The organism is Bartonella sp. AP331QHHD (assembly GCF_042195905.1).
In the GTDB taxonomy this organism is placed as follows: domain Bacteria; phylum Pseudomonadota; class Alphaproteobacteria; order Rhizobiales; family Rhizobiaceae; genus Bartonella.
Genome location: NZ_JBHIPG010000082.1, coordinates 13,576 through 30,106, shown reverse-complemented (window position 1 = coordinate 30,106; position 16,531 = coordinate 13,576). Strand labels below are relative to the sequence as shown.

The window sequence follows — 16,531 nt, the reverse complement described above, 5'->3', positions numbered from 1 at the left end:
ATTTTATACTTTATAACTTTGATTTTTTTGATTCGTTTTTTGTGGAATTCCATTATGATGAAAGAGATAGGTAAAAAGCCTCACGTATTGATTGTTGAGGCACGTTTTTATGAGGGGATTTCTGATGCACTTTTGAGAGGTGCAGTGAATACTTTGCAAAAAGCTGAAGCAAGTTATGATGTTGTAACGGTTCCTGGAGCATTAGAAATACCAAGTGCAATAGCTTTTGCTGAACAAAACAAGATATCGTATGATGGTTATGTTGCTCTTGGTTGTGTTATTCGGGGTGAAACATATCACTTTGAAATTGTTGCTAATGATTCTTGTCGTGCATTGATGGATTTAACTGTTCATCAGCACTTGGCTATTGGAAATGGTATTTTGACTGTTGAAAACGAAGAACAAGCATGGGTGCGTGCAAAACTAGATGATAAAAATAAAGGTGGTTTTGCGACTGAAGCTGCTTTATGTATGATCGCTCTAAAAAAGAGATTTGGAGATAATCGTTAAATATGGCTGATATAAAAAGCAGACATTTTCCGCGTTCAGCCAATAAACGTGGAGCAGCAAGACTCGCTGCAGTTCAAGCACTCTATCAAATGGATATCGTGGGTTCGGGGGTGATGGAAACGGCAGCTGAGTATGAGGCTTATCGTTTGGGAAAAGATATTGATGGAGATCAATATCTTGAAGCTGATTTTCAATGGTTTTTGGCTATTATAACGGGTGTTGTAAAAGATCAAAAGCAGCTTGATCCGCTGCTTCATCAACAGCTTTCTGCAGAGTGGTCTCTTTCACGTCTTGATTCTATATTGCGAGCAATTTTACGAGCAGGTTTATGGGAGTTGATCAACCGTAAAGATGTTCCCGTTGCGGTTGTCATGAATGAGTATGTTGACATAGCAAAGGCGTTTTTTGAAGGTGATGAGCCAAAACTTGTTAATGCAGTTCTTGACAGTATGGCAAAAAAAGTTCGCCTCTAAGAGTTACAAATCCCCCTATTATAGATCTGATATTATCAGACCTATAATATTGAAACGGTATGCAGACTATATAATTTAGTTATGGGGTGGCAAATTCGCAGGGCCTTTTATAATTTGAATTAAGAAAGGATGTTCTTTCGTTACAGTTGGCGTTGTTTGTGTAATAAAATCAAATACTTGACCGTCTTGTAATCCGTAATTTGCAACTTTTGCAACCTGATTATTTTTATTGAAGTAAATGGCTAAAACTTTGCGATCAATAATCTTTGTTTTCATAAACTGCATCCCACGATAACGTGTCTGTGAGATGTAATAAAAAACTTCATTATCATATTTTGTTTTTAATGAAGGGGTCCCTAAAGTTAAAAGAACTTGCTCTTGACTTGAGCCAATAGAGATAGAACTTAGAGCATTTTTATCAAGAACATAGCCCTCTCTATAAATTTGGCTCGAACCTGAAGAATCAAGAAGGCTACACCCAGCAAGCATTCCTATGCTTGCTATTGATAGACCAATCAATAATTTACGTTTGATTAAGGCTATTATGTGAGGCATTTGAAACAATGGTATCTCCTTTTTATACTGAGATGTAGGACAAGAAGGCAACCTCAAGTTTTTTCTAATTTTAACTTAATCTACCGTAGCTTACACTGAGTTTCCCTGTTATAAAGCAAATTATGCCATATAGAATTTCTTTAGAAAAGAAAAAAATGCATAAATACTTGAGATAAATAAAAACATAGTGCTTTACGCGTTTTTATGTTTGGGAGTTGTCAATGAATGTTCAAAATGTTCCTCAAATGACATTTGCTTTGGCTTATCCAATATCTGTACGTTCTCTACCTGCTAAAGGTATAAGGGTTCATTTTTGTGCAAACAAAAAAGAATGTACACATTTAGCCCAGAACCATGATTTAATTGAAGTAAAATCTTGTGAGGGAAAATTCCATATTTTCCCGTGGAAAAAACGCGGAGTGCGTATAAAAGGTCTGTTGCAAGCGCGTATACTACAGTTATGTGTTGTTACATTGGAACCATTAGAAAATATCCTTTGTGAAAATATTGAGGTTGTTTTTGTTCCTGAAGATTCAAATTTGATGAAGCCCCAAATATCAGAGGATACAGGGGAATTGTTTTTAGATGTGGGGGGGCTTGATACTCCTGAAGTGTTTTATGATGATAAAATTGATATTGGCGCAATCATGGAAGAGTTTTTTGAGTTGTCTATTAATCATTATCCACGTAAAGAAGGGATAAAGATGAATATGGGTGAAAATTTAGAAGAAGCAGAGCGAAAATTCTCTCCATTTTCTGTTTTGAAAAATTGGAAGTGATTGTAGAAACATACAAAAAATATCTATTGTATGCTAAACGGTATTTTCTGCGGAGCGATTTTCGCAAGATGTGCTGTGTGAGTATTCAGGAGCCAAAAATCATAATATGTATTTAAAGATGTAAATGAAAAGATGTGGGATATGCAAGCGTGATTAGAATTTCTGTGGATGTCATGGGCGGTGATTACGGTCCAGAAGCAGCTATTGCAGGAGCAGCAATTGTACAAAAATATTTATCAAATATTTATTTTCTATTTTATGGAGTAGAGGAGGCTGTTCGTCCGGTTTTAAAAAAATATCCCTGTTTGGATTCTGTATCGCGCTTTTGCCCTACAGAAAGTTATACACGCATGGATGAAAAGCCAAGCCAAGCACTTCGTAATGGACGTGGTAAATCATCAATGTGGTACGCCATTGAAGCGGTAAAAAATGGTGAAGCTGATGCTTGCATTTCTGCTGGTAATACGGGTGCACTCATGGCCATGTCTTATTTTTGTTTGAAAATGCTTGCAGAGGCTGAACGTCCTGGTATTGCGGGTATCTGGCCAACACTGCGCAGTGAGAGTATTGTTTTAGATATTGGAGCAACAATTGGTGCCTCTGCTAGTCAGTTGGTTGATTTGGCGGTTATGGGAGCAGGTATGTTTCGCGCTTTATATCACACTGAAAGACCAAGTGTTGGGCTTTTAAATGTGGGGGTGGAAGAGGTTAAAGGACTTTATGAAATAAAAAAAGCAGGAATGATATTGCGTGAAGTGCAATTAGAAGGATTGGAATATAAAGGATTTGTTGAGGGCAATGACATTGGAAAAGGAACAGTCGATGTTGTTGTGACAGAGGGGTTTTCTGGTAATATTGCTTTAAAAACCGCAGAAGGAACCGCGCGACAGATAGGAGAGATTTTAAACTCTGCAATGCGCAGTTCTTTTTTAACATCTCTTGGTTATTTTTTATCACGGGGTGCTTTTCGTATACTGAAACATAAAATGGATCCTGATAGGGTGAATGGAGGAGTTCTTTTAGGTTTGAATGGTGTTGTTATAAAAAGTCATGGCAGTGCTAATGCTAATGGCTTTGCTTCTGCTATCCGCGTTGGTTATAAAATGGTTAATAATGGACTTTTACAAAAAATAACGGCTGATTTACGGCGATTTCATGAAAATAAAGCAACACTTTTTGACCAAGAAGATGAAGCGGTGATGAATGGAGAGTCCTTATGATAAGCTCTTATAATAGAAATAAAAAATTTGAAGAAAAGGTAAGAGCTGAATGATTCGGTCAATTATACGTGGTGTAGGAAGTGCTTTGCCGAAAAGAAGTTTATCAAATGATGAGATTGCAAAGTTTGTTGAAACGTCAGATTCATGGATTGTTCAGCGTACAGGAATACGCCAACGTTATATTGCCAGTGAAAATGAAACAACTGTTTCTTTAGGAGTTGAGGCTGCGCAAGCAGCACTTACAAATGCTGGTTTAACAATAAAAGACATCGATTGTATTATTTTAGCAACGTCCACCCCGAATCGTACTTTTCCTGCTTCTGCTGTTGAAATTCAGCATGCTTTGGGAATGAGCCATGGATTTGCTTTTGATATTCAAGCTGTTTGCTCTGGTTTTATTTTTGCTTTAACAACAGGAGATTCTTATTTACGGTGTGGAGGGGCTAAAAGAATTTTAGTTATTGGATCCGATACATTTTCTCGAATTTTAGATTGGGAAGATCGTACGACATGTGTTTTGTTTGGTGATGGTGCTGGTGCTGTTATTTTGGAAGCACTAGAAACTGAGGGTGATATTGCTTTTGAGCGTGGTATATTGTCTGCGAAATTGCGCTCTAATGGTGCTTATATAGATAAGCTATATGTTGATGGTGGACCTTCAACAACACAAACGACAGGCTATTTGCGTATGGAAGGACGAGAAGTTTTTAAATATGCTGTTGGTATGATAACGGATGTGGTTGATGATTGTTTTGCAGCTGCAGGTATGGATTCTTCACAACTAGATTGGTTTGTACCTCATCAGGCTAATAAGCGCATTATTGAAGCATCTGCTAAAAAGCTGGGAATTTCACTAGATAAAGTTGTGATTACCGTTGATCAACATGGTAATACGTCTGCTGCATCAGTTCCGTTGGCTTTAACAACAGCTGTTTGCGATGGAAAAATAAAAGAAGGAGATCTTATCATGTTAGAAGCCATGGGAGGTGGATTTACATGGGGAGCAATTCTTATTCGTTGGTAAATTATGGCTACTTGACCATATTTCAAGAAAACGTATAAGTCATTTTGTAATTTTTAATATTTTAATAGGTGGTTATAATGACAAGTAAGACAGTAACGCGTGCAGATTTAGCGAGCGTAGTTTGTAAAAGAGTGGGCTTGTCACATACTGAATCAGCAGCTTTAGTCGAATTGGTTTTGGATGAGATTTGCAACTCACTTGTAAGAGGTGAAGCGGTTAAATTATCTTCTTTTGCAACTTTTCAGGTTCGCAGTAAAAATGAACGTGTTGGACGCAATCCAAAAACAGGTGTTGAAGCACCGATTCCGCCGCGACGTGTTGTGACGTTTAAGGCTGCCAATGTCCTTAAACAGAGAATTTTAGATTCGCATCGTGCAAAACAGAAAAAATGATATCTCATAAATAAATGCCATGGTATGTTTGGTATTTGTTAAAGAAATGTATAAAATAAGGGTCTTTATTTTTTAGAAAAAGACTGGTGAGTAAGGTATCAATGATGGTCTTATTTTTGACTAATCTTGTTGAGAAATTGAGACAGAATGAGTCATTGTGAAGTAATTTATTTTGTTTTAAATAAGGTGTTACAAAATGGATAAAAGCTCTGATGCTTTTCGCACAATTAGCGAAGTAGCGGAGTTATTGGAGCTTCCGCAGCATGTCTTAAGATTTTGGGAAACACGTTTTAGGCAGATTAAACCAATGAAACGTGGGGGAGGAAGGCGCTATTATCGTCCGGTCGATGTTGATTTGCTCAATGGTATCAAGCAGTTACTATATGATCAGGGTTATACAATAAAAGGTGTGCAACGCCTTTTGAAAGAAAATGGTGTTGCTTTTGTGACTGCATTGGGTAATGGTGATCTTGATGCTATGAATGTGGTCATAGAGAAGAAACATGCAGGACAAACTTCTGAAAATGCTAGCAATAAGCCTAAGAAATCTTCTTTTGGGCGTTTGAGTTTCATGAGGAATGAGGGAGAAACATCTGTCGGTTCTGTGAATCTTTACAAAGATAAAACTGATAAAGCATTGTTACAAGAAATTCTGTTTGAACTCATTGAATGTAAGCGTGTTCTTGATAGAGCACGATAATAATATTTTTTTATTTTATATGTGTTTCGTAGATATTTAGATGTTTTATGGATGTGCACAGAATTTTATACGTTCAACGAGTAGTCATATATCGTATGTGTATATTTAACGAGTTTTTTATAAGAGTTTTTCATTTGGTAAAACATGAAGAAGAGAAAGAATAAACGCTGAGTTTTGCCATTTTTTTTGATTTGGCTTTATAAAAATTAAGGCAATATCTCATCAGTGTAGATTGCGGGATGTAGAATGCCATTAGCTTACCAATTCATGTGCTTGTTTTAAAGAGATGTTTCTTAAGGCTTCTTAATCTTATTTTACCATAATGCCTCGTGAATGATTAATGGTAAACTCGTTGAGTACCGCTATTTTTATACTTATGAAGGTTCAAGTCGGCATCATCATTATAATTATAGCCTGTTCTCAATGACTGCAACAATTCTTAGCACTTTAGGCGGTTCATTGTAGGCATTTTAAAAGTCCTTTCTCAATAATTTTTATCCACGCACTCATTCCGCTTGTTTCGTGCAAGCAAATGATTTTGATAGATTCAACATAAACATATTAAAAATAAGAGAAGCCTATGATATTCGAAACCTTATTTAATATGAATAACGATATATTATCATTATAAATCAATATCTTGTCCTTTTTATAAGGGCTTATCTTACGAATAAGAAATATCATTGTTCAGCTAATTTTACATATTTTTTATTAATAAATATAATCTTGTTTTCAGTTTTCTTGCTTGATGTTTCTATAATTATTGTAATGATCTATCCATGATAATAGCAGAATTTTTTCATTATAAAGGTAAAAGATTAATGTTATTATTAATATTCAATTGTCTATGATTTTTGCATTTAAACAGCTCATAGCTTATATTCAACTTTTTCACCAATCCACCTTGTAGAGAAAGAGCACGTTATTCTTTCTGGTGACAGGTCATTGTGCATGAAACAAAAACACACTACAATATCAAATTATTTCATTTTGTACAAAAACTGAAAATTTATAGTAAAAAATTAACGTATTACCATCTTCCGTGATATTATGCATTTATTACACGTTGCAAATCTGGAGGTGTTGCTTCATTTGAGAGTTGTTTAATCACATCTTCTACAGATAAAAGGGTTTGATTTGTACTTCCTAAGCGGCGCATATTTACGCTGTTTGTTTCAGCTTCACGTTTGCCACATACCAAAATTACGGGGACTTTTTGTAAAGAATGTTCTCGTATTTTATAGTTAATTTTTTCATTGCGGAGATCTATTGTTGCGGAAAGCCCAACAGCTTTAAGTTTTGCTGTTATTTTTTGGGCATATTCATTTGCTTCGGATGTAATTGTTGCAACAACAATTTGTTCAGGAGCAAGCCAAAGTGGCATATGTCCAGCAAAATTTTCAATTAATATACCAAGAAAACGCTCCATTGATCCAAAAATAGCACGGTGGATCATAACAGGTTGACGTTTTTCTGAATCTTTATCAATATAGAATGCACCAAAACGTTCAGGGAGATTAAAGTCTATTTGTGTTGTTCCACATTGCCATTCACGACCGATAGCATCCTTTAATGTATATTCAAATTTTGGACCATAAAATGCTCCTTCACCTGGAAGGATGCTTGTTTTGATTTGTCCTGCAAATTTTGTTTCAATCGTTTTAAGGACAGATTCCATGATACTTTCTGCATGATCCCATAATGCATCAGATCCAACTCGTTTTTCTGGACGGGTTGAAAGCTTAAGACTAATTTCTTTAAAACCAAAATCGGCATAAGTTGATAAAATAAGATCATTAATACTGAGACATTCATCGGCTAATTGTTCATCAGTACAAAAAATATGCGCATCATCTTGTGTAAAACCACGCACACGCATAAGACCATGTAAAGAGCCTGAAGGCTCATAACGATGAACAAGTCCAAATTCAGCAAGTCTAATAGGCAAATCACGATAAGATTTTAAACCATGTTTAAAAATTTGCACATGACCAGGGCAGTTCATTGGTTTAAGGGCATAAACATTCCCATGATCTGAATCTTCTTCTGCTGAAATTACTTTGAACATATTCTCCTTATACCAACCCCAATGGCCAGATATTTCCCAGAGTGACCTATCGAGAACTTGTGGTGCATTAACTTCAGCATATTGATGATCATCAAGGCGTCTACGCATATAGCTGATCAAATTTTGGAACATTTTCCAACCTTTTTTGTGCCAAAAAATCATTCCTGGCCCTTCTTCTTGAAAGTGAAATAAGTCCATTTCACGTCCCAAGCGGCGATGATCACGTTTTTCAGCTTCTTCTAGCATATGGAGGTAGGCTTTTAAGTCATTTTCATTTGCAAATGCTGTTCCATAAATTCTCGTGAGCATTGGATTATTGGCATCGCCACGCCAATAAGCTCCTGCAACTTTCATTAATTTGAAAGCATTCCCAATTTGCCCTGTAGATTGCATGTGCGGTCCGCGACAAAGATCAAACCACTCCCCTTGATAATAGATTTTTAAATCTTGATTTTCAGGAATGCTATCAATAAGTTCAACTTTATAAAATTCCTTTTTATCAGAAAAAACTTTTCTTGCTTTTTCACGAGACCAAATTTCTTTTCTAAAAGGTTTATTGCGTTGGATAATTTCACGCATTTTCTTTTCAATGACGGTGAGATCATCTAATGTGAAAGGTTGTTGGCGTGCAAAATCATAATAGAATCCGTTCTCAATGACAGGACCTATTGTTACTTGCGTTTCAGGAAAGAGCTCTTGCACTGCTTCAGCAAGGACATGGGCGCAATCATGCCTTATGAGCTCAAGAGCGCGTGAATCTTCTCGGGTAATAATCTCTACTTGACCAGATTGTCCCAATGGATCCGATAAGTCTCGCGTGATACTATCAAGACTATAGGCGACTGCTTTTTTTGCAAGTGATTTAGAAATAGATTCTGCTAATTCCAAGCCGGTCATTTCGGCGGGGTAATTACGTTTTGAACCATCGGGAAAAAAAAGAGAAATAGAGCAAGACATAAAAACACCCTTTTAATCCAATTCCGCTAACGATTGCGGATGGTTTCGTGAAAATTGAGTAAAAAGCTTATAGACTAATTTTTTATCAATACATGTGAAAAAAGAAAAGGATTATTTGTTGTGTTTGTCAGAAATTTTCCAGTAACGCCAAGGTTTATAAAAACAGCAAGAATTTCCAAGCGATGGAGGGACTGGATCAAAGCCATCTGTTCCAAAGGGCCCACAACGCATGATACGAAAGAGTCCCATCCATGCACCAGCCCAAAGCCCATGGCGTGCAATCGCTTCATATGTATATTCTGAACAAGTCGGGGCATGGCGACATTGATTGCCTATAAGGCTCGAAAGTGTTATTTGATAGAACCGTATTAAGAAAATACCCAATAATCGTCCGGGTGTTTTTTGCCAAGTGCCTGTGTAATTCCGAGTCAACTTTTTTTGTCTAGATTGTGATTTGAACATTTATTTTTCTTCAATTTTTTGAATGCAGTCTATCGTTGCATCAAAGGGTAGTAGTGTTGCTGCATGGCGCACTTTATAGTCTTTAATGGGCTGTAAGCAAGAAAAATCCTCAAATGGAGCTTGAGGAGAAGGACCATTTTGCGTTAGCATTTGGTAGATAACTTCACGCAATATTTTAAGATCTTGAGTTGTTTGTCCGATGATATGAGATGCTAAAAGTGAAGCTGAAGCTTGCCCTAGCACACATGCATGTATTTCGTGAGCAAAATCGGTAATAATACTATTTTCCACTTTTAAATCTACAGTGATTGTCGAACCACAAAGGTGTGCATGTTTTCTTGATGTTGCATCAGGATTATTAAGACGCCCAATTTTGCCTATATGTGCAGCATATTTAAGTATTTTATCATTATAGATAGTATCAATCATGCGCTATTGCCTGAAATTTTGAAAGTCGTGATTGTTTAAACTTTTAATTCGCTTATATAGAGATTATACAAAATGAGATAGGTATGGAGCAAATGCTTTGTATAGAGTAAGCTTGGAGTTTTTGAATGCGTAATGTTGTTAAAGAAGACGCAAATTTATCTGAAAAAAAGCGTCCGAGTATTGAAAAGGTGGAAGAAGCGATTCGTACATTACTCTTATGGATAGGGGAAAATCCAAATAGAGAAGGGCTTTTAGATACTCCAAAACGTATAGCCAAGGCATATCGCGAGCTTTTTAATGGTTATAGTCAATCGGTTAAAGAAACCTTAGGTACAGTTTTTGAAGAGGTTTCAGGATACAATGAAGCCGTAATCGTAAAGAATATACCTTTTTATTCACACTGTGAGCATCACATGATCCCAATTATTGGGAAAGCACATATAGCATATCTTCCTAATGCAAAAATTGTTGGTCTTTCAAAAATTGTACGTGTTGTAGATATTTTTTCTCGTCGTTTACAAACTCAAGAAGCTATGACAGCGCAAGTGGCTCACGCGTTAAAAACGTATCTGAAGCCTCATGGTGTAGCAGTATTGATTGAGGCTGAGCACATGTGTATGGCTATGAGAGGAATCCAAAAACAGGGCTCTACAACAATTACAAAAAACTTTCATGGTTATTATGAAAAAGATCAAGCGGCACAAGCACATTTTATGATGATGGTTCAAAGGTCATAGTAAAGCCCATATTTCTCGTAATCTTTATTAAGTTATAAAGCATCCGGATAAAATAAATTATGAGAAAAAGAAAATTGGCTTGTACCTTTCTTTATGATTTGTTAAAGGCTAAAAACCAAGATTTTTTCTTTCCACGTGCGGTCGTGGCGGAATTGGTAGACGCGCAGCGTTGAGGTCGCTGTGGGGCAACCCGTGGAAGTTCGAGTCTTCTCGACCGCACCAGTTCGCAGTGAGTCTCTCCATAATGAGATGAAGTTATGTTAGAGAGAGGGGATTTATAGGCATTATAGAAAAATCTTTTTTGTATGTTATTTGTTGGTGTGTTGCCAATAATGTTTCGTTTTTTATTACTTTATCTATACATTTGAAATGTTATATTTTTATAAGGTGGGGTGAAGTTGCAGTGAGAAGTATAATGATTCTGAGATATTTAACACTTCTTATTTGTATTTCTTTATTATCAGCGTGTAGTGATTCACGTGCTGTACTTTGGCATGGGGTGCATGCAACACCTTCTATGACTGCCGTAGAAAGGGAAGTTGAAGGGAAACCAGTTTCTCCAAAAGCCATCGTTCCAGTGTATGTTGCAACAAGTCGTATGATGCAAAATAATTACGCTCAACCTTATGGTGCAGAGCGATCAAATAAAGTTCATTATAATCGCGTTGACGTAGGAATTCCTCAGCAACATGTAAAGGGAGTTGTTGAAATAAATGCCTATAAACCTACGCATGATAAGTATTTTGCAGCAGTAGCATTGCAAAAATACGATAATAAAGAACAGTTTAAACAGCAATTAAATGCTGCTTTAGCAAAAAAGCCAAAAGGAAAAAGAGAAATTTTTCTTTTTATCCATGGGTATAATAATAATTTTGCAGATGGTACATTTCGTACAGCACAGTTTACACACGATTATTCTTTAAATGTTGTCGCTGTGCATTATTCTTGGCCTTCGGCCGGATCAGTTCCTCTTTATATTTATGATCGTGACAGTGCTAATTTTGCCCGTGACGGATTGATAGAGCTTTTAACACTTATTAGTGAAACCAATGCTGATCAAATTTCGGTTATTGCACATTCTATGGGCAATTTTGTTATAATGGAAGCATTTAGAACGTTAGCGTTACAGGGAAAATATAAGCCTATTCGTCGTATTACAAGTTTATTAATGGCTGCACCAGATATTGATGTTGATGTATTTGAGCGCCAACTTAATGATATAAAAAAACTTCCGCAGCCAACCGCTATTTTAGTATCCAGAGCGGATAAAGCTCTTGCGGTTTCAGGACGTCTTACGGGTGGACATCATCGTGTGGGCGATGGCTCAGATATTGAAATGTTGCGTAAAAATGGAATAGCTGTTCTTGATTTTTCTCATGTGGATGGGGGAGCACACAATGTCTTTGCATCTTCGCCAACGTTGATGGCTCTTTCTCGAGAAGGTTCTTTGGCTTCCACAATTATGCAAGGTACAGAATTGTCACCTAGTCAAGCCCTTCTTGCTGATGGTAGTAGTGTGTTGGAAAAAACAACACATCTTATCCTTTATACACCTGTACGTTTTCTCTCTCCACGGATTCCACGTTGATCGTGAAAAGAGAGAAGGGGCTCCATCGAATAATGTATTGGAGGTAATATTTTTTAGCACTTTCTTTAGAATGGTCTTGTAAAATGAAAAATAAATAGCGGGATGAATATAAAAAACAGTCATTAGGTGAGTTTGTGATGATTGCACGGAAACGCTATGTTAATACGCCTACAGTTGTTGATTATTTGTCTCATTCCGCAATTAAGTTATTAGACATTCATGCTATGCTTGTGAAGGTGAGAAAAGGTGATATGGGGGAAAAACCAAATTTATTGCGTCAAATTGATTCTACAAAAAAACAGTTAGATGAGATAAGCCATGCTCTTATTTTAGAATATCGTAAACGCCAAGAAAATGAGCGTTTTTTAAAACAAATTCTGCTATCCATTTCTGATCAACTTTTTGCACTTAATAATGGTTTTAAGGAAACAGGACGTCTTTTTTTTCAAGAAGTTAGAATACTTCAATCTCAGATGCAATGTTTATATGAGGGAAAGGAGAGGCTGCATTTGTTGAATAGCCAAGAATCTTTTTGTTCTCCGTCAAAGATTGATGAAGTCATTAAACAGTTACAAAAAGCACGAGAAAAGCTTATTCTTGAAAGCCCACATCTCTTTGAAAAAAGCACAAAAGCTAAACAATAAAAGTTCTTTAGTTGAGCAGATAGATAATTTGAATTTTACAGCAAAAACGCTGTTAAATAGAAGGCTATAACCTTTTTAAAGCAAATTCTTTTCTTTAATAAATGAAACACATGCCTTATATCTTTGCTAAAGTTAAGGCTGATGAATTAGGTGGCTTTATTGAAAAAAATGTTTGTGGAAAGAATTTTACAAAAAACTTTCTGATTCTTTTAATAATAGTCCGCCGGATAATTTTACCAATGTTATGAAGTTGTTAGTATATTCATTAGAAACTTAAACTTTGGTAGAAATTAGCTGAATTTAAAGCATTAAAAAGAAGTTTGATAAAAATAACATGTTTTGTAAATTCACGTTCACCTCTACCTTCTCTTGAATTAAAAAACACTCGGAAAATGAATAAGCTACACGTAATTAAAAAAACATATGGTGCCCCCAGAGAGCGAATCAGGCTTTAGCAACAAGATTCAAAGTATATAAAGATGTGTAAGGGCGTATTGATGTCTATAGCTTTTTATGATTCAATAAAAAAAGTAAGTATTAAAGAAAAAATCTCAAATCAGAAATTAAAGGTGGTCTAAAAGGTGGACCCAAAAAGGTGGACGAGCAATGCTTGAAAAGGTGGACGAGAGGGGACGTTAAGTGAGGGCGATTCATCGGTTATCAGCATCATTCGTAAAGACGTCCTCGCAGGGTAAATATTGTGACGGGGCGGGGCTATGGTTGAATGTTCGAAAAGACAATACACGCTCTTGGTTTTTTCGCTATACGCACCACAATAAGCGCCGTGAAATGGGACTTGGTCCTGTTACAAAACTCTCTTTAAAAGAAGCGCGTGAGCTTGCAAGATATTATAGTGATATTCTTAAAGAAGGCAATGATCCTATTGTCTTTCGAGAACAGACTATTTTAAAACAGCAAAGCAATATCTTCCAAGAAATTGCAAAAGCGGCTTTTGAAAGCAAAAAAGCAGAGTTGAAAAATGAAGGTAAAAACGGCCGCTGGTTTTCTCCACTAGAGTTGCACGTTATTCCACACATAGGCAAATTACCTATAGAAAAATTAACAGCCAATATCATCCGCAATGTTCTCGCACCCCTTTGGCATGAAAAAGCAGACACAGCGCGAAAAGCGCTTAACCGTATCAATATTTGCTTGAAATATGCTGCGGCTCTTGGTTTAGATGTTGATCTACAGGCTTGTATGAAAGCACGCGCGCTTTTAGGAAAACCACGTGCGACATCAACAAATATTCCTGCTATGCCATGGCAAGAGGTTCCGGCATTTTATCAAAGCTTGGATGATAAGATCCTTTCAAATTTAGCACTGAAGTTACTCATTTTGACAGGAGCACGATCATATCCATTGCGCTATTTGCGCCTTGAACAAATTGACAAAAATATATGGACGATACCAAAAGAAAACATGAAAGGTATTGTAGGAAAAGTTTCAGACTTTCGCGTGCCACTAAGTGATGAAGCTTTGAGAGTTATTGAAAAAACTCTCCCCTTTGAAAAGAATGGTTTTCTCTTTTCTGGTCTTAGAGGCAACCCCATTTCTGATGCTACCATGGCAAAATATATGACAATTTGCGGCTTAACCTATCGTCCCCATGGTTTTCGTTCAAGCTTACGGGACTGGATAGCAGAGACAACGTCAACACCATTTGAGATTGCCGAAACTGTTCTTGCACATACAGTTGGGAGTTCAGTGACGAAAGCCTACATGCGAACGGATTTTTTAGAGCAACGGCGTGTTCTTTTAGAGCTGTGGGCTAGCTTTATATCGTGAGTGGTTTGACAAAATATTCTAAGGCCATTAGAGCATAAATATAATTATTGTTATTCTACCTTAATGGCAACCCTAAAGCTTTAAAGAAACGTTGATGTCTTTTCTCAGTATCAGCTATGAGCTTACTAAACGAAATAACCTCTATATAGGACTCATAACTCTTATGATATCCAAAATATCCCATATGATCGCCTGATTCTGTTAAATCCCAACGTTTGCAGCACTCTTTTATTTTTGGAGTTAGATCACAGACGACATAACAGTAACCGGGAACTTTTCCATCCAAATTTATTGGACGCCCTTTTGGGGTAAGTACTTTGCCTGCACGAATTTTTTCTAGATAAGTAATGACCTGCAAAATAGGATCTGTTTCGGTACCAGCTTTCGCGTCATCTCTCATGGGACGCTTAATTTCTACTATAGTAAGAGATGCCAAAGTAGGAGATTCTAAACCCTCTTTGCTATCTGATACTAATAAAGGATTCCAATAAATAGAATTATTACATAATTCTAAACTACATATATCAGGTCTTTCCTTTTCCATAGAGCCGGTAATAGACATTTTTTTTAATGATAAATCAGAAGCTAAATAATCATGAAATACTAATTTTTCGTCTATCAACCACAAGTTACAATTATCCATAGCTACAGAATTAGAATCACACTTCATGGGTACTATGAGTTGATGAATAACGTCTTCTTTAATATATTCTTTACCACCGTCATAAAGAGAATTTAAAGATTCCTTCAAAAGTTCTATGATAGTTTTTCTATGGAATAAGTAATTTGCCAAATCGGACTTTTTAAGATCACATACAGCATTTACATATTTATTAATTCTTGCTGCATAACTATCTGTATTTTCTCCTTGTTGAACTGCTAAAACATTATAACCTTCTTCTAAAATTTCATTTTCTACTCTAGCAAGACATTCATGCAAATGTAGTTCCAATTTTTTATCATTTATTTTAGGTGAAATCATATAGTCATTGTCTGTTAAATAGTTTAGGAGTGGACGATAGCGTGGTACTTTATGTGTGAACTTTTCAACTATCTCCTTACTGTTTTGAATGTTTTGCTTCAATTCTACAGCTAAATATTTTTGAATGCTTTCATAAATGGCTTGTCGTATTATCGGAAATGATATTTTTTTTCTTTTAAATAAATCTTCTTGTTTATCTTCAACATTTTCTTCAATATCAAAGCCTATTCTTTCAGAACGTACTCTTTCATCTAAAAAAAGAGAGCTTACATAACAAGAGTAGATAAATTCACCTATATCATCTTGCAGTTTTGATTGCATACCCGGAATTTTCTCAGATAACTTTTCTTTTGTAATAGCTCTATTGCCTGCACAAAAACATAAAGCCTGATTTTCTAAAGGTAAGGATCTAAATTTAATATGCATAATAGAAAAATTATAATTTTCTATTTTTATTTTTTCATTTAAAACGGCTCCATGCATGCATTGTTCATATAGATCATTTAATAATATCTTTTCTGTGTCATCTTCAATAGTTATGAAAGGGCAACCACCAGTTCTTGCAAAATACCAGAGACAATGTTCTAAGAGTGCTTTTGCGATAGATTGTAGTTTTTTAGGAATATGATTTTTATATTTTTGGTTTAGACCTGTTAACTCAACAATAGTTTCTCTCTTCGTACAATTATCTTGAAATTCATCTAATTCTTTTATACCTGCAGCAGCATCAAATAAAAATGTGCGCCCTTTTAATCCTCTATCTGTTTCATAAATACTCCTGATTTTTATATTATCAAAAGCTTTAAGCCATAAAAGTCGTCCTATACCATGGCAACCTTTATCTCTTTTATAATCTGAGTCTAAAGTTTTAAATGATTGAAAATTATGATCATTAAAGCCTGTACCATTGTCGATCACTTTAAAACCTACAATTTCTGTCTCGTTTAGTTTTTCTGTATCTTTGTCAAGTGGTAGTGAAGCTTGCTTCGATCTTATGACTGAAACTATAATGTAGCGTGAGGAAAAATCATTCCCTATTTCTTCAATGGAATGAATAGAATTTACAACTGCTTCAAAAAGAGGCAGTAGAGCATGATTTTCTGGTAAAGATGTATTTCTTACGCGGCCACTTAAATTTGTTCTCATTATCCACTCTAATCTATAAAAGACAATCAATTGTGTCGTTTTACAAAGATTTGACTTCCTCTTCATCCTTAAAGGAT

General features: G+C 35.9%; 16 protein-coding genes and 1 tRNA gene. 12 read left to right on the top strand and 5 right to left on the bottom strand.

What is annotated here, in order from left to right:
* Positions 1–54: 54 nt before the first annotated feature.
* Together ACFIMS_RS09060 and nusB are read left to right on the top strand one after the other, a co-directional pair.
* Positions 55–510: a 6,7-dimethyl-8-ribityllumazine synthase gene (locus ACFIMS_RS09060; protein WP_375696682.1), complete on the top strand. Its 456-nt coding sequence runs from the start codon at positions 55–57 to the stop codon at positions 508–510.
* 2 nt (positions 511–512) lie between these two features.
* Positions 513–983 (top strand): transcription antitermination factor NusB, encoded by a 471-nt coding sequence (nusB, locus tag ACFIMS_RS09055; RefSeq protein ID WP_015856452.1) that lies wholly within the window; start codon positions 513–515, stop codon positions 981–983.
* Positions 984–1,058: 75 nt separating this feature from the next.
* Here the strand turns inward: nusB and ACFIMS_RS09050 are convergent, their stop codons facing one another.
* Positions 1,059–1,538 carry an outer membrane protein assembly factor BamE gene (locus tag ACFIMS_RS09050; protein WP_375607172.1) on the bottom strand — a complete coding sequence of 160 codons (480 nt, stop codon included), beginning with the start codon at positions 1,536–1,538 and terminating at the stop codon, positions 1,059–1,061.
* Positions 1,539–1,759: 221 nt separating this feature from the next.
* Here ACFIMS_RS09050 and ACFIMS_RS09045 point away from each other — a divergent pair, with 221 nt between their 5' ends.
* The 5 genes from ACFIMS_RS09045 (at position 1,760) to ACFIMS_RS09025 (ending at position 5,653) form a co-directional block, all read left to right on the top strand.
* The gene (locus ACFIMS_RS09045) at positions 1,760–2,317 is read left to right on the top strand and encodes a DUF177 domain-containing protein (RefSeq protein ID WP_375613060.1); all 558 of its coding nucleotides are present in this window, start codon (positions 1,760–1,762) and stop codon (positions 2,315–2,317) included.
* Positions 2,318–2,466: 149 nt separating this feature from the next.
* Positions 2,467–3,537 carry a phosphate acyltransferase PlsX gene (gene plsX / locus ACFIMS_RS09040; RefSeq protein WP_375613059.1) on the top strand — a complete coding sequence of 357 codons (1,071 nt, stop codon included), beginning with the start codon at positions 2,467–2,469 and terminating at the stop codon, positions 3,535–3,537.
* 49 nt (positions 3,538–3,586) lie between these two features.
* Complete coding sequence (locus tag ACFIMS_RS09035; RefSeq protein ID WP_375629381.1) at positions 3,587–4,561, top strand: beta-ketoacyl-ACP synthase III; 975 nt, start codon at positions 3,587–3,589, stop codon at positions 4,559–4,561.
* Positions 4,562–4,638: 77 nt separating this feature from the next.
* Positions 4,639–4,953 (top strand): integration host factor subunit alpha, encoded by a 315-nt coding sequence (locus ACFIMS_RS09030; RefSeq protein WP_273791377.1) that lies wholly within the window; start codon positions 4,639–4,641, stop codon positions 4,951–4,953.
* A 196-nt stretch (positions 4,954–5,149) separates the two neighbouring features.
* Complete coding sequence (locus tag ACFIMS_RS09025; protein WP_375696681.1) at positions 5,150–5,653, top strand: MerR family transcriptional regulator; 504 nt, start codon at positions 5,150–5,152, stop codon at positions 5,651–5,653.
* Positions 5,654–6,701: 1,048 nt separating this feature from the next.
* On the opposite strand, the gene thrS is transcribed toward ACFIMS_RS09025, so the two are convergent.
* From thrS to ACFIMS_RS09010, 3 genes are all read right to left on the bottom strand, one after another.
* On the bottom strand, positions 6,702–8,678 hold the full coding sequence (gene thrS, locus ACFIMS_RS09020) for a threonine--tRNA ligase (RefSeq protein ID WP_375681232.1): 1,977 nt from the start codon (positions 8,676–8,678) through the stop codon (positions 6,702–6,704).
* Between the two features lie 111 nt (positions 8,679–8,789).
* A complete protein-coding gene (gene yidD / locus ACFIMS_RS09015) occupies positions 8,790–9,140 on the bottom strand; it encodes a membrane protein insertion efficiency factor YidD (protein ID WP_375607118.1) in 351 nt (116 codons plus the stop codon).
* The gene (locus tag ACFIMS_RS09010; RefSeq protein WP_375611578.1) at positions 9,141–9,569 is read right to left on the bottom strand and encodes an iron-sulfur cluster assembly scaffold protein; all 429 of its coding nucleotides are present in this window, start codon (positions 9,567–9,569) and stop codon (positions 9,141–9,143) included.
* A gap of 125 nt (positions 9,570–9,694) precedes the next feature.
* Here ACFIMS_RS09010 and folE point away from each other — a divergent pair, with 125 nt between their 5' ends.
* The 5 genes from folE to ACFIMS_RS08985 all read left to right on the top strand — a co-directional run bounded on the left by folE (position 9,695) and on the right by ACFIMS_RS08985 (position 14,326).
* Complete coding sequence (gene folE, locus ACFIMS_RS09005; protein WP_375613055.1) at positions 9,695–10,306, top strand: GTP cyclohydrolase I FolE; 612 nt, start codon at positions 9,695–9,697, stop codon at positions 10,304–10,306.
* 137 nt (positions 10,307–10,443) lie between these two features.
* Positions 10,444–10,528, top strand: a tRNA-Leu gene (locus tag ACFIMS_RS09000).
* Positions 10,529–10,721: 193 nt separating this feature from the next.
* Positions 10,722–11,894: an alpha/beta hydrolase gene (locus tag ACFIMS_RS08995; RefSeq protein ID WP_375613054.1), complete on the top strand. Its 1,173-nt coding sequence runs from the start codon at positions 10,722–10,724 to the stop codon at positions 11,892–11,894.
* Between the two features lie 137 nt (positions 11,895–12,031).
* Positions 12,032–12,538 carry a hypothetical protein gene (locus ACFIMS_RS08990; RefSeq protein WP_015856440.1) on the top strand — a complete coding sequence of 169 codons (507 nt, stop codon included), beginning with the start codon at positions 12,032–12,034 and terminating at the stop codon, positions 12,536–12,538.
* Between the two features lie 639 nt (positions 12,539–13,177).
* The gene (locus ACFIMS_RS08985) at positions 13,178–14,326 is read left to right on the top strand and encodes a tyrosine-type recombinase/integrase (protein WP_375696680.1); all 1,149 of its coding nucleotides are present in this window, start codon (positions 13,178–13,180) and stop codon (positions 14,324–14,326) included.
* A 55-nt stretch (positions 14,327–14,381) separates the two neighbouring features.
* On the opposite strand, the gene ACFIMS_RS08980 is transcribed toward ACFIMS_RS08985, so the two are convergent.
* Positions 14,382–16,454 (bottom strand): hypothetical protein, encoded by a 2,073-nt coding sequence (locus tag ACFIMS_RS08980; RefSeq protein ID WP_375696679.1) that lies wholly within the window; start codon positions 16,452–16,454, stop codon positions 14,382–14,384.
* Positions 16,455–16,531 lie beyond the last annotated feature (77 nt).